This window comes from Variovorax sp. YR266 (genome assembly GCF_900107295.1).
GTDB lineage: Bacteria > Pseudomonadota > Gammaproteobacteria > Burkholderiales > Burkholderiaceae_C > Variovorax.
Map to the genome: position 1 here is coordinate 16,855 of NZ_FNPM01000023.1, position 20,032 is coordinate 36,886.

Here is a 20,032-nt window from a genome sequence, read left to right on the forward strand (position 1 = left end):
TCTGACGTCAAGCAACGCGCTCAACGATCCTCGTCGGTCGGAGTGCGTTCGTTTGCGCGCTTCCGTCGATGGGGAACAGCCTGGACAACACCATGACTTCTCAATCGACACAGTCGACAACATCTTCGACACGCCATCCGGCGCAGGGCCGCCTGCTGCTGCTGACGGCCATCCTCTTCATTTCCTATCTTTGCGTCGGCATGTCATTGCCCATCGTGCCGATCTTCGTGACCGGGCGGCTGGGGCTCGGCAATGTGTGGGCCGGGCTCGGCGTCGGCATCGCCTTTCTTGCCACCGTCGTCAGCCGGGCGCATGCCGGCAGCCTTTCGGACCGTCGCGGGGCCAAGGTCGCGGTGGCGCGCGGGCTGGCTTTCTATGTGGGCGGGGCGGTGGTCTCGCTGATTGCGGGGCTGTCGTTTCTGGCGCCGTGGACGGCCTTCCTGATCCTCATCGCAGGCCGGCTGCTCATCGGGCTTGGCGAGAGCCTTGTCGCGGTCGGCGTGATCGGCTGGGGGATCGGCCTCGTCGGTCCCGCCCGTTCGGGCCACGTGCTGGCATTGGTTGGCGCCGCCATCTACGGCGCTCTGGCAGTTGGCGGGCCCATCGGCCTGGCGTTGCTCGACCGGTTCGGATTTGCCGGCGCGATGGGCGTCAGTGCGATCCTGCCCTGCCTCGGGCTGCTGACCGTCTGGCGCATCGCAGGCGTTGCCGCGCACCCTGGCACAGAGCGCCCGCCGTTCTGGTGCGTGATCGGCAGGATCTGGCCGCACGGTTCCATCGTCTGCCTCCAGGGCATCGGCTTCGCCGCGATCGGGGCGTTCTTCACGCTCCATTTTCTTGATCAGCACTGGCGCTATGCCGGGCTGGGCCTGACAGCCTTCGGCAGCGGATTCGTTCTGGTCCGCGTGCTCTTCGGCCATCTGCCGGACCGCGTGGGCGGCCTGCCCGTGGCGATCGGATCGCTCGCCGTCGAGACGCTCGGCCAGGTCCTGATCTGGAGTGCAACCGATCCGGTGCTTGCCCTTGTCGGCGCGTTTCTCACAGGGCTCGGCTGCTCGATGATCTTTCCGGCCATGGGCCGCGAAGTCGTGCGCCTTGTGGAGCCGCATCTGCGCGGCACGGCACTGGGCGGGTTCTCGGCATTCCAGGACATCGCCTACGGCCTGACGGGTCCCGTGGCCGGGCTTCTGGCCGACCGGGCGGGTTACAGCGGCGTCTTCCTCATCGGCGCAGGTGCTGCGGCGGCGGGTCTTGTGATTGCGATCAGTCTCCGCCAGGTGCAGAGAGTTGCTCCAGGTTGATTTCGCAGGCCGCCTTCAAAGCGGCCGCGACCTTCTCCGGCTCCAGGCGCAATTCCGCGATGTCGCGCTCCCCAACGCAAAGGCCGTCGAGCCGCACGTAGATGCGTGAGAAGTCGCCACCGAGTGCCCGCGCCACGTCGCTCAGGCAGTCGGCAAGCGTGGCGAAGCCGCCGTCGCGGTACGAACTGGGCGGTATCACGCCCTTGGACCGCGGCGCGCGAACGGAATACGCGTACGCCGCCGCTTCCTTTCGGAGCTCCACCACGGGCTGCAGGCAGCGTTGAACTTCCCCGGTCTTTTTCATGAACTCAGTTTAGATGCGGCGCTGCGCCCCATCCAGCTAGCGCGTGCGCTGCTTTGCAACGAATTCCGGCGTCACCGTGCCCTGCTTGTTGCCGAACTGCGCGATGACGTAGTTGGCGAGCGCCGCAACTTCTGTGTCGGTGTAGGCCTTGCCGAACGCCGGCATGTAGACCTCCTTGTCATGCACGTGCATCCGCACGCCCTGCAGGATCATCTGCGTGACGTTGGAGCCGTCAGGGTCGTTCACGCCGCGTGTTCCAAGCAGCGACGCGTTGGCGGTCTGCTGGCCTTGTCCGTTCCACTGGTGGCAGCTCGCGCATGCCGCCGCGAAGAGCCTCAGGCCTTGCTCGTGGCCTTCGGCCGTGTTGGCGGCAGGCGCCGCCGCGCTCGCGGCCACGGCCCATGGCGCCTTTGCGTCGACCTCGATCGGGTCTTTGCCGGCCTTGGCAGGCACCGTGCGCAGATAGCTCACCAGCGCCGAGGCGTCCTCCGGCTTCAGGTACTGCAGGCTGTGCTCCACCGCCTCGCCCATGGGGCCAGAGGCCGACCCGCGGCCATCGGCGTGCCCGGTCGTCAGGTACGAGGCAATCTCTGCATCGCTCCACGCGCCGATGCCGTTCTTCGCATCCGACGTGATGTTGTAGGCGCGCCAGCCCTGGATCGATTCGCCCGCGAGGTTGTTGCCCGCATCCATCGCGAATGCGAAGTTGCGCGGCGTATGGCATTCCGCGCAGTGGCCCAGCGCCGTGGCGAGGTACTTGCCCTGGTTCCACGCAAGCGGCTTCGACGCGTCGGCCTCGAACCGGCTGCTCTTGAAGAAGGCCGCGTTCCAGAAGCCCATGGCCCAGCGCTGGTTGAACGGGAAGCCCAGGTCGGCCTCCTTGTTCGGCTGGTTCACCTTGGGCAGGCTGAAGATGTAGGCCTTGATCGCGAGCACGTCGTTGCGGCTCAGCGTGGTGTACGAGGTGTACGGGAACGCCGGGTACAGGCGTTTGCCGTCGGCGCGCACACCGTCGTGCAGCGCGCGCACGAAGTCATCGTCGCTCCATTTGCCGATGCCCGTCTCCGGGTCGGCCGTGATGTTCGACGAGTAGATCGTGCCGAAGGGCAGCACGAAGGGCAGGCCGCCTGCAAAGGGCTGCCCCTTGCCGCCGGGCACCGTGTGGCACGCGATGCAGTCGGCGGCCTTGGTGAGGTATTCGCCGCGCACGAGCAGCGCCGCGTCGCTGGGCGCGCCGGCCAGCACGGGCGCCTCGCCCTCGGACTTGTCGGTACGGTTCAGAAAGAAATACAGCGCCGCCCCAACGACGAACACCGCCACCAGAAATTTGAGAAGCCGCTTCATGCTGCGCTCCTTTCGCCGAGCCCGGTGGGCCCACTGGGTTCGGCACTGGCGATCTTTTTCTTCAGCGCTTCCTTGTCCTGCGCCAGCAGCGCGCGGTTCACCGGCAGCTCGCGCAGGCGCACGCCCGTGGCCGCGAAGATCGCGTTGGCCAGCGCCGGTGCGGCAATGGCCGTGCCGACTTCGCCGAGCCCGCCAGGGGCCTCGCCGCTCTTGACGGTGTGCACCTCTATCGGCGGTGCCTCGTTGATGCGCAGCATCCGGTAGTCGTGGAAGTTGCTCTGCTCGATGGCGCCGTCGCGCACCGTGATCTCGCTGAACAGCGCCGAGCTCAGCCCGAACAGCAGCCCGCCCTGGATCTGCGCCTCGATGGAGCTCGCGTTCACCGCAATGCCGCAGTCGAGCCCGACCACCGCGCGCCGCATGCGCACTTCGCCCTGCGGCGTGACCTCGGCCTCGACGATGGCGCACACGCGGCTGCCGAAGGCATCGCCCACCGCCACGCCGCGCCCGACACGCGCCGGCAGCGTGCCTTGCCCCCAGCCGATCTTGCTTGCCGCCAGGTCGAGCACCGCGAGCGTGCGCGGGTTCTTCTTCAGCATGGCGCGCCGGTAGGCCACCGGGTCTTTCTTCGCGCGGTGCGCCAACTCGTCGATGAAGCTCTCCATCACGAAGAGGTTGTGCGTCGGCCCCACGCCGCGCCACCAGCCGACGTTCAGGCCGGCCGGCATGTCGTGCCGTACCCATTCGACCTTGAGGTTCGGCAGGTCGTAGCAGGGCTCGGCCACGCACTCGATCAAATCGCCGTCCATGCCGTCCTTGCCCATGAAGGCGGGAGCCCAGCGGCCCAGCACCGTGCCGCCCGAGATGCGGTCGCCGAACCAGAGGATCTGGCCCTCGCCGTCGACCACGGCCGAGATGTCGTCGTGGTACATCGGGCGCACTATGTCGTGGCGGATGTCTTCCTCGCGCGTCCACACCACCTTGAGCGGGTAGGGCACCTGCTTGGCGAAGGCCACGGCCTGCTCGACCGAGTCGGTCTCCAGCCGTCGGCCGAAGCCGCCGCCCAGGTACTGGTTGTGCACCACGACCTTGTCTTCGGCCAGGCCGGTGATCTTGGCCGCGGCGCTCACGCAGCGCGTGGGCACCTGCGTGCCGACCCAGATCTCGCACTGGTCGGGTCGCACGTGCACCGTGGTGTTGAGCGGCTCCATGGTCGCGTGGGCCAGCATCGGAAGGTCGTAGGTGGCCTGCACAAGCGTGCCCTCGGGCCGCTTGCCGGCTTCCTTGCCGATGATGGCCTTGTCCTTTGCCAGCGCGTTGGCCAGCGCCGCACGCAACTGCTGCGTGGTGAGCGTGGCGTTCTGCCCCGGCGTCCACTGGATCTTCAATGCATCGAGGCCGCGCTTCGCGGCCCAGAAATGCTCGCCCACCACGGCGACCGCGTCCTTGATGCGCAGCACGTCGATCACGCCGGGAATCGCCCGCGCTGCCTTGTCGTCCACAGAGGCCAGCACGCCGCCGAGCGTGGGGCTGGCCTTGACCGTCGCCACCTTCATGCCCGGCAGGCGCACGTCGATGCCGAATTGAGTGGTGCCGTTGACCTTGCCGGCCGAGTCGACTCGCCGCAGCGGCTGGCCGATCAGCTTGAAATCCTTCGGCTCCTTCAGCGTCACCTTTTCCGGCATCGGCAGCTTGGCGGCGGCGCTGGCAAGCGCGCCGAAGCCGAGCTGCCGGCTGGATGCCGCATGGCTCACCACGCCGCGCGCGACCGTGCAGCTCGCTGCGTCGACTTTCCACTGCGCGGCGGCGGCACTCACCAGCAGCGTGCGCGCCACGGCGCCAGCTTCGCGCAGCACGCCATAGGTGCCGCGCGTGCTGGTCGAACCGCCGGTGATCTGCCCGCCGAGCAGCGGCATGCCGTAGAGCGCCTCGTTCGGCGGCGAATGCTCCACGCGCACCTGGTCGAGCTCGACGCCCAGTTCCTCGGCCAGCAGCATCGCCGAGCCGGTGTAGATCGCCTGGCCCATCTCGGCCATCGGCATCACGAGGCGCACGCCGCCGTCGGCATCGATGCGGATGAAGGCATTCGGCGCGAATGCCGGGTTGCCGTCAGCGAGTGCGGCGGCCGCGTCGGCCGGCTGCTGCCTGGGGCTGATCGCGGCGAAGGCCTTGCCGCCTCCGACCCAGGTGAAAGCCAGCGCAAGGCCGCCGGCCTGCAGGGCGGCGCGCCTGCTGATGCCACCGATGCCGGCGGCCTTCACGATGCGCTCCTTGCCGGCATCGCGACCACCGACTGCAGCACTTCGGCCTTGCCGGTGGCGGCCTGCTTGATGGCCGCACGAATGCGCGAGTAGGTACAGCATCGACAGACGTTGCCCGACATGGCCAGGTCTATGTCGGCGTCGCTCGGGTTGGGCGTGCGCTGTATCAGCGCTGCTGCCGACATGATCTGCCCCGACTGGCAGTAGCCGCACTGCACCACGTCGACATCGAGCCAGGCCTTCTGGATGCTCTTGCCCGCAGGCGTCTGCGAGACGGCTTCGATGGTGGTGACGGCTTTCTTGCCGATGGAGCCGACCGGCAGTACGCATGAGCGCACGGGCTGGCCGTCGAGGTGCACGGTGCAGGCGCCGCACTGCGCGATGCCGCAACCGAACTTGGTGCCGGTCAGGCCGACGATGTCGCGCAATGCCCAGAGCAGGGGCATGTCCTCGGGCGCGTTGAGGGCAACGGACTGGCCGTTGATGTTGAGATCGATCATGGGCCCCGCCTTTTTTCTGGTTCGCCGTGGGTGGCAGCGCGAACCATAGCGCGACTTCGGAAAGTGCGCTTGGCGGGCAGGGCAACGCTCAACCGGGTTACCCGGATTTCATCGACGGGCGCTCATCGAAAGCACCCGAAGGTATTCATCGCCGCGCAGGATCGTCAGGCGGGCACCTTCTGCGCGGGCGCCTGCAGCGGCGGCGTGCCGGTCTTGAACAGGCTTGCCAGCTGCGTGCGCAATTCCGGCGTGTCGGCATGGCCGTGGACGGCCACGGCGTGCTGCACGGCAGCATCGAGCAGTTCGCTCTCCGTGTCGGCAGATAGCGCGACGCTGCAGTTCGTCGTGCTCGGGTACTCGCGGCAGTCGATGTATTGGCGTGACATGGTGGCTCCTGGAATGTCCTTACGGACGTGCTTCGAAGATCAGGTTGAACGGGGTCTCGCTGGCGCGGCGGAAGTGCGAGAAGCCGCCTTGGGTGACCACCTCGCGAAGGCGCGCTTCGCCGGCCTGCGCACCCAGGCATAGGCCCACTTCCTGCGAGCGCGAGGCAGGCGTGCAGATGAAGCTCGAGGCCGAATAGAACACGCGCCCCACGGGGTTGATGTTGTCCTCCAGCCGGTCGTTGGCAAAGGGCTCGACGATCATCCAGGTGCCCTGCGGCTTCAGGCTGCGCCGCACGTGCGCCGCCGCGCCGACGGGATCGCCCATGTCGTGCAGGCAGTCGAAGACCGCGACGAGGTCGTAGTTTTCTCCGGGGAAATCCTTGGCGCTCGCGACCTCGAAGCGCAGGCGCTTTTCATCGTCGACGCCGGCCTTGCGCGCCGTTTCGCGCGCGCGTTCGATCGAAGGCGCGTGATAGTCGAAGCCGACGAAGCTGGACTCGGGGTAGGCCTGCGCCATCAGCAGCGTCGATGCACCGTGCCCGCAGCCCACGTCGGCCACGCGCGCGCCGCGCTTCAGCAGGGGCTCGATGCCCTCGAGCGCCGGGATCCACTGGCTCACCAGGTTGGCCGCGTAGCCGGGCCGGAAGAAGCGCTCGGTGCCATGGAAGAGGGCCGCATCGTGCTCGTGCCAGCCGATGCCCAGGCCCGTGCGCATGGCCTGGACCATCTTGGGAATGATCTTGAACTGCGCCACCGCGATCTGGAAGGCGCCGGGCACGAAGGCCGGGCTGCCTTCCTCGGCGAGCGCGAAGGCCTGTTCCTCGGTCAGCGAGAACAGCTCGCCTTTGGGGTCGTACTCGACGTAGCCGCTGGCGGCCTGGGCCGAGAGCCATTCGCGCAGGTAGCGCGGATCGGTCTCGGTGCGGCGTGCCAGTGCCTCCGCGGTGGAGGGGCCTTCGGCCAGCGCCTTGTACAGGCCGAGCTGGTCGCCGACGACGATGGTTGCCGCGTGCATCACGGCGCCGATGTCGTGGACGAAGTTACCCATGAACGCGTTAAGCCGTGTTTCGTCGATAGCCATGTGTATCTCCTTCGCCGGTGGGCGGCCCGCGCGCCCCCCGCCTGCCTATACTGTTCGCGGCAAAGGGCCTGCAAGCATCCTGCGTCTCGATGCGTGCAGGCGCCATACGCAGCAATGCGTATGCACCGTGAAAGGGGCATGCCATGACGAACCTGACGCGCAACAATCGCGCGAGCGCACTTCGCCTGCTGGAACAACTGGAGTCCGGGCATTCGCCCGTGCGGCATCACGGCGCCGGCAACGATGGCTTGCGCGCAATCCACCGCATCGCAACAAAGTCGCCGGGCCGGCGCGAATTCCGCCGCGCTGCGCTGCAGGCCGACTACTACCGGCGCGCGGGGTTGGAGCACGCGGTGGCGGTTGCCTTCCTGTACCGGCTGGCCTGCCGCGCCGAGGCGCCGTTACCCGAAGCCCCGGCTGCCGGCCTCACGCCCCGCGAGGGCGACGTCATGCACTGGCTCTCGCGCGGAAAGACCGACGCCGAGATCGCCGCCTTGCTGGAGATAAGCCCACGCACCGTGCACAAGCACCTGGAGCATGTGTACGTGAAGCTGGGCGTCGAGACGCGCACGGCGGCCGTGATGCGCGCGCTCGGCATGGACAGGAGCCCATAGGGAAGGAGCAGCCGGGGCTGGCCGGCCCTCGTCGTCAGCGCGAGGCCACCGCCACCGGCGCATCGGCCGGCGAGGCAGACCGCCCGATCATCCACGCGCACACCGCCGACACCACGCCCGCGAACAACACGTACAGGCAGATCTGCCACGGCTCGCCGCCGCCAGACTTCAGCAGCGCGGTCGCGATGATCGGCGTGATTCCCGAGGCGAAGATGCCCGAGAACTGGTAGACGAAGCTGATGCCCGTGTAGCGCACCTTCGCATCGAACAGATCGCAGAACAAAGCAGCCTCCGGCCCGTACACCGATGCATACAGGATGCCGAAGGGCACGATGATCGACAGCCAGATGAGCATCACATTGCCGCCGCTGTGCGTCATGAGCCAGAAGCCCGGGAACGCCGACACCGCAGTAATGAGCGAACCCCACATGTACACCCGGGGCCGACCCAGCCGGTCAGACATGCGCCCGAAGAAGGGAATGGCAAAGCACATCACCACAGCTGCGGCCATCACGCCCAGCAGCGCTTCGGTGCGGCTGATCTTGATGGTGGTCGTGAGGTAGTTGATGGAGAACACGCCGAAGATATTGAAGAACACGCCGTCGATGTAGCGCGCGCCCATGCCCTTCAGAACATTGCCTGGGTAGCGCCGGATCATGTCCATGAACGGAATGCGCAGCTCGGCGTTGCGCGCCTTCACGGCCGCGAACTCGGGCGTTTCCTTCACGTGCAGGCGGATGTACATGCCCACCATCACCATCGCGCCGGAGATGAGAAAGGCGATGCGCCAGCCCCAGGCCAGGAACTGCTCGTCGGTGAGCAGCGACGACAGCAGCGCCACCACGCCCGAGGCCAGGCACAGGCCGATGGCCAGCCCGATCTGCGGCAGCGAGGCATAGAAGCCGCGCTTTTCCTTCGGCGCGTATTCGTACGCCATCAGCACCGCGCCGCCCCATTCGCCGCCCAGGCCGATGCCCTGTGCCACGCGAAGCAGCAACAACAGCAAGGGTGCCGCGATGCCGATCTGTGCGTACGTGGGCACCAGCCCGATCAGGAAGGTGGCCACGCCCATGATCATCAGCGTGATGATGAGCATGCTCTTGCGGCCGATCTTGTCGCCGAAGTGGCCGAAGATCACGCCGCCCAGCGGCCTCGTGACAAAGCCCACCGCGAAGGTCGTGTACGCCAGCAAGGTCGACACCACCGGGTCGCTGCCCGGAAAGTAGAGCTTGTTGAACACGATGCCGGCCACTACGCCGTACAGGAAGAAGTCGTACCACTCGATGGTGGCGCCCACCAGGGCAGAGACCACCACCCTGCGAATCGCTTTCTCGTCGCTTGCGCTCATGTCGTTGTCTCCGATGAGGTTGTCGTGGCGGCCTCTGCGGGCCTTGGGTTTGCAAAAAACAAAAAACTCAGTGCGCGGCTGCAGCCGCTCTTGCGTCCTCTCTGATCAGGTCGACGGCCTTCTCGGCCATCATCACGGCGGGTGCGTTGGTGTTGCCCGACACCAGCGTCGGCATCGCCGAACAGTCGATCACGCGCAGGCCCGCCACGCCGTGCACGCGCAGGCGCGCATCGACCACGGCGAGCGCGTCGCTGCCCATGCGGCAGGTGCCGGTGGGGTGGAAGATGGTGGCGCCGTTGTTGCGGCAGAACTCCAGCAGGTCGGCGTCGCTCGCGGCATCGGGGCCGGGCTTCACCTCACGCTTCACGTAGGGGCGCATCGCGGGTGAATCGGCAATCGCGCGCGCGGCCTTCACGCCGGCCACAGTGGTCGCGCGGTCGAGCTCGGTGGCGAGATAGTTCGGCTGCATCTCCGGCGGCTCGGCCGCGTCGAGCGAGCGGATGCGCACATGCCCGCGCGACTCCGGCCGCAGCTGGCACACCGACATCGTGAAGCCCGAATACGGATGCACCTTGCCGCCCGCCATGTCGGCCGAGAGCGTGGCCACGTGGAACTGGATGTCGGGCGTGGCTGCAATCGGGTTGCCGCTTTCATCCTTCAGCGCACGCATGAAGCAGCCGCCCTGGTTGATGCCCACCGCCAGCGGGCCGGTGCGGTGCAGCAGCCATTCCAGCCCCATGCCCATCTGGCGGAACCAGGAGTTGAGCTGGTCGTTGGTGGTGATGGGCTTGGTGCACTCGTAGCCGAGGCGTATCTGCAGATGGTCTTGCAGGTTCTCGCCCACGCCGGGCAGTTCGTGCACGACCGGAACGCCGAAACGATCGAGCAGCGCGCGCGGCCCGATGCCCGAGAGCTGCAGCAGCTGCGGCGACTGGATCGAGCCGGCCGACAGCAGCACCTCGGCGCGGCAGCGCGCGGTCTTCAGCTCGCCGCCTTGCCGGTACGTGACACCGGCGGCGCGCTGGCCTTCGAACACCAGCTTCTGCGCCATCGCCTCGGTCTCGATGCGCAGGTTGGGGCGGCGCTTCACGGCCGGCGTCAGGTAGGCCTTGGCCGTGCTGCAGCGCCAGCCCCTGTGCGTGGTCAGCTGGTAGTAGCCCGCGCCTTCCTGCGCGGCGCCGTTGAAGTCGTCGGTGCGCGGCACGCCTGTCTGCCCGGCGCCGTCGATGAAGGCCTCGATCAGCTCGTGCTTCGCGGCGATGTCCGAAACCCTCAGCGGCCCGTTGCCGCCGTGGAAGGCGTCGCCGCCGCGCTGGTTGCCTTCCGATTTGATGAAGTAGGGCAGCACGTCGTCGTAGCCCCAGCCGGCGTTGCCCAGCGCGGCCCAGTGGTCGTAGTCCTCGCGCTGGCCGCGGATGTAGATCAGCCCGTTGATCGCGCTCGATCCGCCCAGCGTCTTGCCGCGCGGCCAGTAGATGCGCCGGCCGTTCATGTTCGGGTCGGGGTCGGTCTCGAAGCGCCAGTTGTAGGTGGGGCTCCACATCGTCTTGCCGTAGCCGATGGGCAGGTGGATCCACAACGAGCGGTCGGCAGGCCCTGCTTCGAGCAGCAGTACGCGCGTGGCCGGGTCTTCGCTCAGCCGGCCGGCCAGCACGCAGCCGGCCGAGCCGGCGCCGACGACGATGTAGTCGAACTCTTCTTCAGGCATGAAGGGGTCCTGTAGGGGCCTGTGGGGTCCGGGAGTGGAACAATCGCTTCGCTCGGCCGCATCCTAGGCCAATGATTTTCGGAACGCAATGTTCCATTTTTAAGGTTTACCCGCATGCCCCGTTCCGCGCGCACGCCTGCCGCAGTGATCTCAGCAGTGATTTCTCCAGAGGAGGCGGAGTCCGCTTCCGGCTCCGGTTCGTCGGCCGAGCGCAGCCTGCGCCTGCTGGCGCTGCTGGCCAACGAAGGCCGCGCGCTCACGCTTGCCGAACTGGCCGCGCAGCTCGGCCTGCCCAAGGGCACCGCGCACCGCATCTGCACCCAGCTGCTGGCCACCGGCTTCCTGGCGCGCGATGTGGACGAGCGCTCGTTCAGCGTTGGCCCCGCGCTGCGCAAGCTCGCTTTCGACACGCTGAACCACGGCGTGGTGCGCGGGCTGCGGCACGAGGTGCTGTCGGAACTGGTGCGCCAGGTGGGCGAAACCTGCAACCTCACCACGCTCGACGGCGCGCAGGTGCTCTACCTCGACCGCGTCGAAGCGCAATGGCCGCTGCGGCTGACGCTCGACGTGGGCTCGCACGTGCCGCTGCACTGCACGGCCAGCGGCAAGTTGTTTCTCGCGCAGATGCCGAAGAAGGAACGCGATGCGCTCATCGACAAGCTGCCGCTGGAACGCATGACGGCCAACACCATCACCAAGGCCGCTGCGCTGCGCACCGAGTGCGAGGCGATTGCGAAGAGTGGTTACTCGTGCGACCGCGAAGAGTTCATCGCCGGGTTGGTGGCCGTGGCCGTGCCGGTGTGCGATGCGGCGGGCGCGGTGCGCGCCGCGCTGGCGGTGCATGCGCCGACCGCGCGCATGTCGATGGACGATGCAGTGAAGCGCATCGATGCGCTGAAGGCGGCGGCGACGAAGATGAGCGGGCTGCTCTGAGCTTGCCGGCCTGCTCTTACTCTTCGTAGCCGATGTCCAGCCTCACCATGGCGCCGACGCTGTCGATTCTTTCCGCGCGGAAGTAATAGCGCCCGCGGTAGCTCTCGAAATGAAGGGGAAGGGCGACGGGTTCGTCCCAGCTCGTCAGCGCGAAGCCCTGGTCGCGCAATTCATGCAACAGCGCATCCAGGCGCTGCGGATCGGGGTCGACGCGAATGTCGGCATCGGCCGGCGATGTGCCTTGCGGGTCGTGCAGCCATCGCGCGAAGCTGCCGATCAGGGTGAAGACGTGGCCCTGTGCGCGGAGGGCGTCGAGCAACCGGGCTGTGCCCTGCAGGTCGATGCGCGCGCGCTGCTTGCGAAACACCAGCGCGTATTCGTGGCGGCGATCCGTGCGCGCTGCGAAAGCTTCGCTGTCGGCGGTCGCTTCGCCCTCATGCGGATAGATCAGCACGCGCTCTTCCTCCATGGTGAAGAGCGCACCGAGGATGCGTGCGAGATCGAAAGCCAAGGGTAGAACGCGGTCGCCGAGGCGAATGTTCTGCACCATCGCAATGCAATGGCCGCCTTCGCGCAAGCGCGTGCGAACGGCGTGGAACACGTTGCGCAGGCCCTCCAGGTGCTGCGCATAGCTGCGGCTGTCGTAGAGCTGCGAAGCCGTGGAGGCGCCCGACCACTGGCATCCGAAATAGGGCACGTTGGTAAGGCAAAGCTCGAAGGGCTGCAGCGCGGTGGTGTCGAGCGTGTCGCATGAGCCGTGCAGCAGGGTGATGTCGCTGTCGCCGATGCCGTGGCGCGCCAGCCGTTCGTGTATGAGCTGGATGCGGTCCGCGTCGATTTCGCAGCCTGCCGCCAGCCGGTTTTCCAGGCGCGCCGCAAGCAAGGTCGTGCCAAAGCCCGCGAAGGGATCGAAGACCGTGTCGCCGCGCTGCGAGAACTGGCGCACGAACGGTGTCATCTGCTCGACCCACCCGCAGTCGCGCGCGCCCAGCGGGTCGCGCGCACGCAGGTCGTCGGGCAGGCGGTGGAGCGGCGACTCGTGGTCGAGCATCAGCCAGCTGTGGCTAGGCATCGGCATGCACCTGCATCGAACGGGTGTCGAGCAGCACGTCGCGCCCGGGCTCCCAGCCGGCGCACAGCCGTCCATCGGGAAAGTAGACCAGCTTGTAGATGTCTTCGGTCGCATGGCGCGCGTGCATGGCGCCGTAGTCGGAACTCTCGAAGATCACGGACAGGCCATTCGCGGTGCGCAGGCGCAGGTTCCAGAAGTAGTAGCCCTCGGTCAGGCTCTCGACAGTCCATCCGCGCGAGACGGCGGCGTCGTCGAGGCAGGCTGTCAGCAGCGCGTCCATTGGCACCCGCTGGGCGTGCAGGTAGCGCGCCGTGGCGTTGTCCCGGTAGCTGCCGTCGAGCCGGGAGAACTCACGGAAGACGACGGTGCCTGCGCCGCAGCGCTGCTGCGCCCACGAGAGATAGGCCGAGACGTCCCGTGGCTGTGCGACGCCGCTGCGCTGAAGAATGCACACCAGGCGCAACGGCATCGCATCGGCCAGTTGCCGCGCAGTGCGTTCGAATACCACCTGATCGCTGATTTCCAGCCCGGGCCTGAAACGCATGATGGCCTGGTTGGTTGCACCTTCGTGGTGGTGGCGGGACAGCTCCAGCCAGCTCAGTCCGAAGTCCTGCAGCGCACGCGTCAGAGTGGCGCCGCCTGCCTTGGCAAAGCCGGCACCGTTGGTGTACAGCACGCGGTCTTCGACGCGCGGGCCGTCGCTTGCTTCGGCCGCGGCCAGCGTGGCCAGCAGTTGCAGCATCCAGCCGGCGTCGTCGCTGGTCTCCAGGCCCGAGAGCGACCACGAGAGCGGCACGCCGCGCAAGGCCCGAAGCGCACGGGCAAGACCGTCGAAGTACGTGCCGTCGGGCCGCAGCCGGGAGGCCGGCACACCGCCATCGGCCTTGCGAAGATTTTCCGAGCAGAAGCCGCAGCGCGCCGAGCATGGCTGAACGGCCGCATAGGGCGTGAACGTCAGGGGTTGCGCAAGGCGCCGCCGGACACCGCCAATGGTGTGCGAGTGCCAGCGCGCCGCCTGCCGTGGGTCGGGCGCACGCAGGTTGACCTGTGCGGCAGCGGTGCGAAGGCGCTCGAAGAACGGAGAGCTTGCGCTGCGTGGCAGATCGGCGACGGCCACGCTGTCCATGGGGACGATGGGCGCGCGCGTGGCACTGTCGCGGGGCGTTGCGGAAGGCATGTCGGGCGGGGGAGTCAGGAGTCGATGCAACCGCAACGATACGACACCGCGCCGCGCGCGTTGAACGAGAATCTGCCGCTCACCAACCGGGAGAAGCAACGCCATGGCGAATGTCGTCAAAACCATCCGCAACTTCAACGCCGGTCGCGACCCCGAACGCCTGGCGATGAAGTACGAGAAGCTGCGCTCCAGTCCGTTCGTCTTCCTGCGCGGCACCTGCCACCTGTTCTACGACCGCCTGCCGGCCGATGCACTGTTCACCAGCAAGGCGCCGACCGCCTGGCTGTGCGGCGACGCCCATCTGGAGAACTTCGGCAGCTACAAGGGCGACAACCGGCTCGCGTACTTCGATCTCAACGACTTCGACGAAGCGGCCCTCGCGCCGGTGACGTGGGAACTGGTGCGCTTCCTCACGAGCATCCTGGTGGCCGGCGACAGCCTGCGCGCCTCGCGCGACGATGCGAATGCGCTGTGCAAGGTGTTTCTTGAAGGCTATGCCGGCGCATTGGCGCTCGGCAAGGCCCGCTGGGTGGAGCGCGACACAGCCAGTGGCCTGATCCATGAGCTGCTCGCGAAACTCAAGGCCCGGACCCGGCCTGAGTTTCTGAACAAGCGCACCGAACGGAAGAACGGTCGCCGAAGCATCCTGCGCGACGGCGAGCATGCGTTGCCAGTCGACAAGGTCGGGCGTGAACGGGCGAAGAATCTGATCGGCGCATTCGCGGCAACGCAGGACAACCCCGACTTCTTCAAGGTGCTCGACGTGGCGCGGCGCATCGCCGGCACCGGCAGCCTGGGCGTGGAGCGCTATGTTGTCCTCGTCAAAGGCAAGGGATCGCCCGACGGAAACTACCTGCTCGACCTGAAGCAGGCACCCGTGTCGTCGCTAGTGCCGCACCTGAAGAAGATCAAGCAGCCCGCATGGCCGTCGAATGCGCACCGCATCGTGGGGCTGCAGCGCCGCATGCAGGCCGTGTCGATGGCCTTCCTGCACCCGATCGTCGACGGCAAGTCTTCCTACGTGCTGCGCGACCTGCAGCCCAGCGAAGACCGGGTGACCCTCGACGTGCGCCACACCGGGCTCGACCAGGTCCGCGACGTGATCGGGGAGATGGGGCAGATGATGGCCTGGGCGCACCTGCGCAGCTCAGGACGCCAGGGTTCGGCCATCGCGGATGCGCTGGTCGACTTCGGCGCTTCGGCGAAGTCGTGGCGGCGCGACCTGCTGGATGCGGCGCACCAGTGCGCGGCGCAGGTCGAGAGTGACTGGGAGGTCTACAGCGAGGCTTATGACGCGGGGGCGATGGTGCCTGCGAAGGCGAAGCCCTAGCCGTGCTACTCCTATGAACTCAATGACTGACAACGCGCCCAAGCCCTCAAAGCCTCTGCCTGAAAAGAAATACTGCTTGCGGAGCGAGTCGAATGGCGACGACATCGTCCTATTCTTTGATTCGGTCGAGGGGCTGCCCGACGGGTGTATCGAAAAAGAAGGCACCGAGACCGAAGACTTGCTCCTTGTCATCGAAGGCATGGAGGCGCCGAAAAATTGCCCGGCGTTGAGAGAGGGGGCTGTCTACACGATCTGCAGAGTCATCGGTGATATCGAGGTGGACGTCGCGGGAATCCATTGCAAGCAACTGCTGCATCGCGCGGGAGCGCGTCACCATTGGCTCATCTCGGTTGGCTGGGCCCGCATGCCGCTTGCTCTTATCCTGGATGCTTGGCTGGGCGGCGTTCCCGTTGGGTGGCGTGCGCTGAATCCGTTGTACAGGCCCTCGTGGATCGAGGCCTGCATGAAGTTGGCTGCATCTCGAAACTGGCGGCAGGTACTGGTAACAGAGCGTGTGGTGCTGAGCGTGACAGGGTTGCAAGCAATAGAAGACTTTTATTGCCATCTGGGGGAAGCGCTCTTTGGTGATTGGGGTTATGCGGGTAACAGCAACCTCGATGCCTTCGAGGAAGTGCTGAGAGCCAACCAACCCGAGCGCATCCTGTTCTGTATTCCGGACGAGGCTGGGTTTGACGCGTTCCTTGCGCGAACTACGGGCAGACCAGACTACGCCACTGTCTTCAAGCAGATCGTCATTGAGGCCGGAGCTCGTCTGAGCACGGCGTGTTAAAGCTGGAGGGTTTACAGCGAGGCCGTTGAAACTAGGCGTGGTCCGGACTTCGCCTGCACCGGGCGGCTGACGCATCTACCCGTTCGGCACCTGAGCATTTCCGCGCCCGTGAGGGGGATGGCTCACCCGATCAGACCCACCACCGACCGCACCACACTCACCAGCGCCAGCGCAATCAGCAGGTTCAGCACATGCCTCCTGAACTGCTCCGGCGACACCCCCTTGAACGAACGCTGTCCGTACCAGATGCCGGCAAGCATCGCCGGTGCCAGCCACAGCGCCCACTTGAGCGTGTCCGGCCCCAGCAGGTTGCCCGACGCATGGGTTGAAGAAGGCATCAGCGCCGCGCAGATCAGCGACACCACGTCGCTGAACAGCAGCAGCGCAATCAGCGTGGCCCGCAGCGCGGCCGGTGCCATCTTCGCCGTGCTGAGCAACACCGCGATGGCGATGCTGCCGATGGCCGCCACGCCATTGATGAAGCCAGAGGCCAGCCCTGCCGCCAGTCGCACGCCGCGAGTGGGCACCAGCGTGACGTGCGCGCCGCCGCGCAGCAGCAGCGCGGCCGCCATCAGCAGCGCGCCGATCAGCAGGCGCAGCGGCGTCTCGGGCAGCCATGCGAGCAGCGCCACGCCGACGGGAATGCAGATCAGGTTGCCCAGCATCAGCCAGCTGAGCCAAGGCATGTCGACATCGCGCGCAATGCCGCGCAGCTGGCTCAGGCTTGCCAGGATTTCGAGCATGAAGATCGCGGGCACGACCAGCGCGGGTGACACCACCAGCGACATGCCCGCCACGGTGATGGCCGAGAAGCCGAAGCCCGCGAAGCCGCGCACGATGCCCGCCGCGAAAACCACGCACAGGCTGTAGACCAGCGTTACCGGCGCCAGCGGCGGCACCAGCAGTTCAGCCGCCGTCATGCCTCGAAAAGCGGCAACAGCTTCAGGCGCTGCACCTTTCCAGAGGGACCGCGTGGCAGGTCTTGCACGAAGCGGTAGTGGCCGGGCGCCTTGTAGCGACCGAGCGCGGTGGCGCTGAACTCGCGCAGCTCGTCTTCGGTGCAGGCGCGGCCTTCGCGCAGCACGATGCACACGCCGATCTCCTGGCCGTAGTGGCGGTCGGGCACGCCTACGGCAGCGGCTTCGAGCACGGCGGGATGTTGCAGAAGGGCTTCGTCGATCTCGCGCGGCGCGATGTTCTCGCCGCCCTTGATGATCAGCTCCTTGATGCGGCCGGTGACGAAGAAGAAGCCGTCCTCGTCGCGATGGCCGAGGTCGCCGGTGCGCAGCCAGCCATCGGGCGTGAAGCTCGCGCGGGTGGCTTCCTCGTTCTTGTAGTAGCCGAGCATCACGTTGGGCCCGCGGATCACGATCTCGCCGGTCACGCCGGTGGGTACGGCTGCGAGCGTGGCATCGACCACGCCGGCCATGCAGCCCGACGCGCGGCCCACCGAACCGAGCTTGCGAGCGGCCGGGTCCATGGGGTTGGAGAACGAAGGCGCTGCCGTCTCGGTGAGGCCCATGGTTTCGACTATGCCGATGCCGAACGTCCGCTCGAACGCACGCAGGTGCTCGGGCGGCAGCGCAGCCGAGGCCGAGCGGCAGAAGCGGATGGCCAGCGTCTGCGCCAGCGGCGGCTTCGGGCCTTCGAGCAGGTACGAGATCATGGTGGGCACGACGTTGATCCAGCTGCACTGCGTTTGCGTGGCCTGCTCCCAGAAGCGGCCGGCCGAGAACTTCGGTGGCATCGCCAGGCTGCCGCCGTGCGCGAGCGGCGCGAGCATGGTCACGGCAAAGGCGTTGATGTGATACAGCGGCAGCACGGCGAGCACACGGTCGGAGGGGCGCAGCGCGTGCTCGACGCTGATGGCATGCGCGTTGGCCGCGAGGTTGCGCTGCGTGAGCATCACGCCCTTGGGCATGCCCGTGGTGCCGGAGGTGTACATCAGCAGCGCGACGGCATCGGGCGAGGGCGGCGGTGTGTCGACGGCCGGTTCTTCCTCGTCGGGCAATGCATCGCCTTCGGGGTCGACCACGACCAGCGTCACGGGCCGGTCGAAGCCTTCGACGATGCCGCGCACACGCTCTTCCCACTCGGGCGCAACGCAGACCACACGGCAGTCGGAGTGCGAGAGCACATAGCGCATCTGTTCCGGCTGCGAGAGCAGGTTGACCGGGTTCACGCAGAAGCCGCCGTGCATCGCGCCCAGCAGCAGCCGCAGGGTCTGCAGGCCGTTGGGCATGACGACGGACACCGTGTCGCCGGGCTGCATGCCGAGGCCGCGCAGCACGGCCGCCACGCGGCGGCAACCGGTCGCGAGCTCGCCGTAGCCCAGGTGGCGTTCGGTCTCGGTGGCGCGGGCATACACCGCGTGCGGCTGCTGCCGCGCCTGTTGCTCGATCAGCGCATGAACCGTTGTTGCAGCCGCCGTCATGCTTACTTCGCGCCGTGCTCGGCGAAGAAGGCGCCGAAGATTTCTTCCTCGCTCGGCACCTTCTCCGGAATCGGCCGCGACACGCGCGTGATGTTCAGGTAGTGGCGGTAGTTCATGTTGTCCGAGAAGTTGTTCTTGCCCCAGGTGCCGCAGCCCATCGACAGCGAGAACGGCAGGCCGTTGTCGAAGCTGCCGCCGGTGGCAATGCAGTGCGCCTGGTCGACGATGACGCGCGACACCGGCAGCGTGAGGCCCAGCGTGAGCGCACGTTCGGGCACCGCGCTGTGCAGGCCCACCGAGTGGCCCGCGCCTTCGTACGCATAGATGCGTTCGACGGTGGCCATGGCGTGCGCGAAGTCGCGCGCCGCATACACCGCGAGCACCGGGCTCAGCTTCTCGCCCGAGAACGGATGGTCGTGGCCCACGCCGTCTTCGGCCACCATGAGGATGCGCGGATCGGCATCGGCAATTGCCAGCCAGGCGGCGCGGTTGGCGCCGTCGATGGCGGCCGCCCGCTCGGCGATGGTGCGTGCCGACTGGCCGATGACGGCGGGCGAGAGCTTGCCTTCGGGCCACATCAGCGCCTGCAGCGTGGCCTTCTGCGCGTCGGCGAGCATGACGGCGCCGCGGTCTTTCAGCGCGGCGAGCGTCTGCGCGCGCACCGCGTCGACGATGACGAGGCTGTTTTCCGACGAGCAACTGGTCGCGTTGTCGAAAGTCTTCGAACGCACGATGCGGTCGGCGGCTGCGGCGATGTCCGCCGTTTCGTCGACGATGCCCGCCACGTTGCCCGCGCCCACGCCGAAGGCCGGCGTGCCGCTGGCATAGGCCGCGCGCACGTTGGCCTGCGAGCCGGTTGCGACCACCAGGTCGCACAGGCGCATCAGCTCGGCGGTCGATTGCTTGTTGACCGGCGAGGGCAGCAGCTGCACCAGGTCGCGCGGCGCGCCGATGCGGTCGAACTGCTGGTGGATGAATTCGATGAGCCGCGCCGCCGTTGACCAGCCCTTGGGCGATGGCGCGACGATGACCGCGTTGCGCCCCTTGAGCGCATTGATGATCTTGTTGGCCGGCGTGGCACCCGGGTTGGTCGATGGCGTGACGGCGCACACCACGCCCACGGGCCGAGCGATCTCGACGATGCCGCGCACCGGGTCTTCTGCGATCACGCCGACCGATCGCGCGCCGTGCAGGTCGCGCAGCAGGCCGAAGGTCTTGCGGTGGTTCTTGCGCACCTTGTCCTCGACGTTGCCCACGCCGGTGTCGGCCACGGCCAGTTCGGCCAGCTCGCGGTTGCGCGCCGGCTCGATGATGGCCCAGCCGGCCGCGACCACGGCGGTGTCGACCTGCGCCTGCGACCAGGTTTCGTAGATGCGCTGCGCGGCGCGTGCGCGCGCCACGAGTTCGGCGATGGGGGAAGAGGGGGCTGCGTTTTCCATGAGTCTGTCC

The 20,032-nt window shown here is 67.3% G+C and carries 18 protein-coding genes; 5 read left to right on the plus strand and 13 right to left on the minus strand.

Going from position 1 to position 20,032, the window contains the following annotated elements; all coding sequences use genetic code 11:
* The first annotated feature begins 92 nt into the window (after positions 1-92).
* Positions 93-1,301, plus strand: coding sequence for an MFS transporter (locus BLW48_RS33240; RefSeq protein ID WP_093179933.1), 1,209 nt, complete (start codon positions 93-95; stop codon positions 1,299-1,301).
* Here the strand turns inward: BLW48_RS33240 and BLW48_RS33245 are convergent.
* The 6 genes from BLW48_RS33245 to BLW48_RS33270 form a co-directional block, all read right to left on the minus strand.
* Positions 1,264-1,605: a hypothetical protein gene (locus BLW48_RS33245; protein ID WP_093059460.1), complete on the minus strand. Its 342-nt coding sequence runs from the start codon at positions 1,603-1,605 to the stop codon at positions 1,264-1,266. The genes BLW48_RS33240 and BLW48_RS33245 overlap by 38 nt on opposite strands.
* Before the next feature lie 36 nt (positions 1,606-1,641).
* Complete coding sequence (locus tag BLW48_RS33250) at positions 1,642-2,949, minus strand: c-type cytochrome (protein WP_093179934.1); 1,308 nt, start codon at positions 2,947-2,949, stop codon at positions 1,642-1,644.
* Positions 2,946-5,312, minus strand: coding sequence for a xanthine dehydrogenase family protein molybdopterin-binding subunit (locus BLW48_RS33255; RefSeq protein WP_371127585.1), 2,367 nt, complete (start codon positions 5,310-5,312; stop codon positions 2,946-2,948). Before BLW48_RS33255 ends, BLW48_RS33250 begins: the two co-directional genes overlap by 4 nt.
* On the minus strand, positions 5,207-5,710 hold the full coding sequence (locus BLW48_RS33260; RefSeq protein ID WP_093059465.1) for a (2Fe-2S)-binding protein: 504 nt from the start codon (positions 5,708-5,710) through the stop codon (positions 5,207-5,209). The genes BLW48_RS33255 and BLW48_RS33260 overlap by 106 nt, the downstream gene beginning before the upstream one ends.
* Before the next feature lie 164 nt (positions 5,711-5,874).
* A complete protein-coding gene (locus BLW48_RS33265) occupies positions 5,875-6,096 on the minus strand; it encodes a DUF1059 domain-containing protein (protein ID WP_093179937.1) in 222 nt (73 codons plus the stop codon).
* A 19-nt stretch (positions 6,097-6,115) separates the two neighbouring features.
* A complete protein-coding gene (locus BLW48_RS33270; protein ID WP_093179939.1) occupies positions 6,116-7,177 on the minus strand; it encodes a class I SAM-dependent methyltransferase in 1,062 nt (353 codons plus the stop codon).
* A gap of 143 nt (positions 7,178-7,320) precedes the next feature.
* Here BLW48_RS33270 and BLW48_RS33275 point away from each other — a divergent pair, with 143 nt between their 5' ends.
* Positions 7,321-7,791, plus strand: a complete 471-nt coding sequence (locus BLW48_RS33275; RefSeq protein WP_093082070.1) for a helix-turn-helix transcriptional regulator — start codon at positions 7,321-7,323, stop codon at positions 7,789-7,791.
* Between the two features lie 34 nt (positions 7,792-7,825).
* Here the strand turns inward: BLW48_RS33275 and BLW48_RS33280 are convergent, their stop codons facing one another.
* Both BLW48_RS33280 and BLW48_RS33285 read right to left on the minus strand, forming a co-directional pair.
* Positions 7,826-9,139, minus strand: coding sequence for an MFS transporter (locus BLW48_RS33280; protein ID WP_093059473.1), 1,314 nt, complete (start codon positions 9,137-9,139; stop codon positions 7,826-7,828).
* A 67-nt stretch (positions 9,140-9,206) separates the two neighbouring features.
* Complete coding sequence (locus BLW48_RS33285) at positions 9,207-10,847, minus strand: GMC family oxidoreductase (RefSeq protein ID WP_093179940.1); 1,641 nt, start codon at positions 10,845-10,847, stop codon at positions 9,207-9,209.
* A gap of 114 nt (positions 10,848-10,961) precedes the next feature.
* On the opposite strand from BLW48_RS33285, the gene BLW48_RS33290 reads away from it, so the two are divergent.
* Positions 10,962-11,780 carry an IclR family transcriptional regulator gene (locus BLW48_RS33290; protein WP_093179942.1) on the plus strand — a complete coding sequence of 273 codons (819 nt, stop codon included), beginning with the start codon at positions 10,962-10,964 and terminating at the stop codon, positions 11,778-11,780.
* Between the two features lie 16 nt (positions 11,781-11,796).
* Here the strand turns inward: BLW48_RS33290 and BLW48_RS33295 are convergent, their stop codons facing one another.
* Together BLW48_RS33295 and BLW48_RS33300 are read right to left on the minus strand one after the other, a co-directional pair.
* The gene (locus tag BLW48_RS33295; RefSeq protein WP_093179981.1) at positions 11,797-12,852 is read right to left on the minus strand and encodes a DNA methyltransferase; all 1,056 of its coding nucleotides are present in this window, start codon (positions 12,850-12,852) and stop codon (positions 11,797-11,799) included.
* Positions 12,845-14,029: a hypothetical protein gene (locus tag BLW48_RS33300; protein ID WP_093179943.1), complete on the minus strand. Its 1,185-nt coding sequence runs from the start codon at positions 14,027-14,029 to the stop codon at positions 12,845-12,847. The genes BLW48_RS33295 and BLW48_RS33300 overlap by 8 nt, the downstream gene beginning before the upstream one ends.
* Before the next feature lie 103 nt (positions 14,030-14,132).
* Between BLW48_RS33300 and BLW48_RS33305 the strand changes: the two genes are divergently transcribed.
* Positions 14,133-15,359 (plus strand): DUF2252 domain-containing protein, encoded by a 1,227-nt coding sequence (locus tag BLW48_RS33305; RefSeq protein WP_093179945.1) that lies wholly within the window; start codon positions 14,133-14,135, stop codon positions 15,357-15,359.
* Between the two features lie 22 nt (positions 15,360-15,381).
* On the plus strand, positions 15,382-16,149 hold the full coding sequence (locus BLW48_RS33310) for a barstar family protein (protein ID WP_143047861.1): 768 nt from the start codon (positions 15,382-15,384) through the stop codon (positions 16,147-16,149).
* Positions 16,150-16,271: 122 nt separating this feature from the next.
* Here the strand turns inward: BLW48_RS33310 and BLW48_RS33315 are convergent, their stop codons facing one another.
* The 3 genes from BLW48_RS33315 to BLW48_RS33325 are packed head-to-tail and all read right to left on the minus strand — an operon-like array spanning position 16,272 to position 20,022.
* Positions 16,272-17,069: a sulfite exporter TauE/SafE family protein gene (locus BLW48_RS33315; RefSeq protein ID WP_093179948.1), complete on the minus strand. Its 798-nt coding sequence runs from the start codon at positions 17,067-17,069 to the stop codon at positions 16,272-16,274.
* Complete coding sequence (locus BLW48_RS33320; RefSeq protein WP_093179949.1) at positions 17,066-18,583, minus strand: AMP-binding protein; 1,518 nt, start codon at positions 18,581-18,583, stop codon at positions 17,066-17,068. Before BLW48_RS33320 ends, BLW48_RS33315 begins: the two co-directional genes overlap by 4 nt.
* Before the next feature lie 2 nt (positions 18,584-18,585).
* Positions 18,586-20,022: an acylating sulfoacetaldehyde dehydrogenase gene (locus tag BLW48_RS33325; protein WP_093179982.1), complete on the minus strand. Its 1,437-nt coding sequence runs from the start codon at positions 20,020-20,022 to the stop codon at positions 18,586-18,588.
* Positions 20,023-20,032 lie beyond the last annotated feature (10 nt).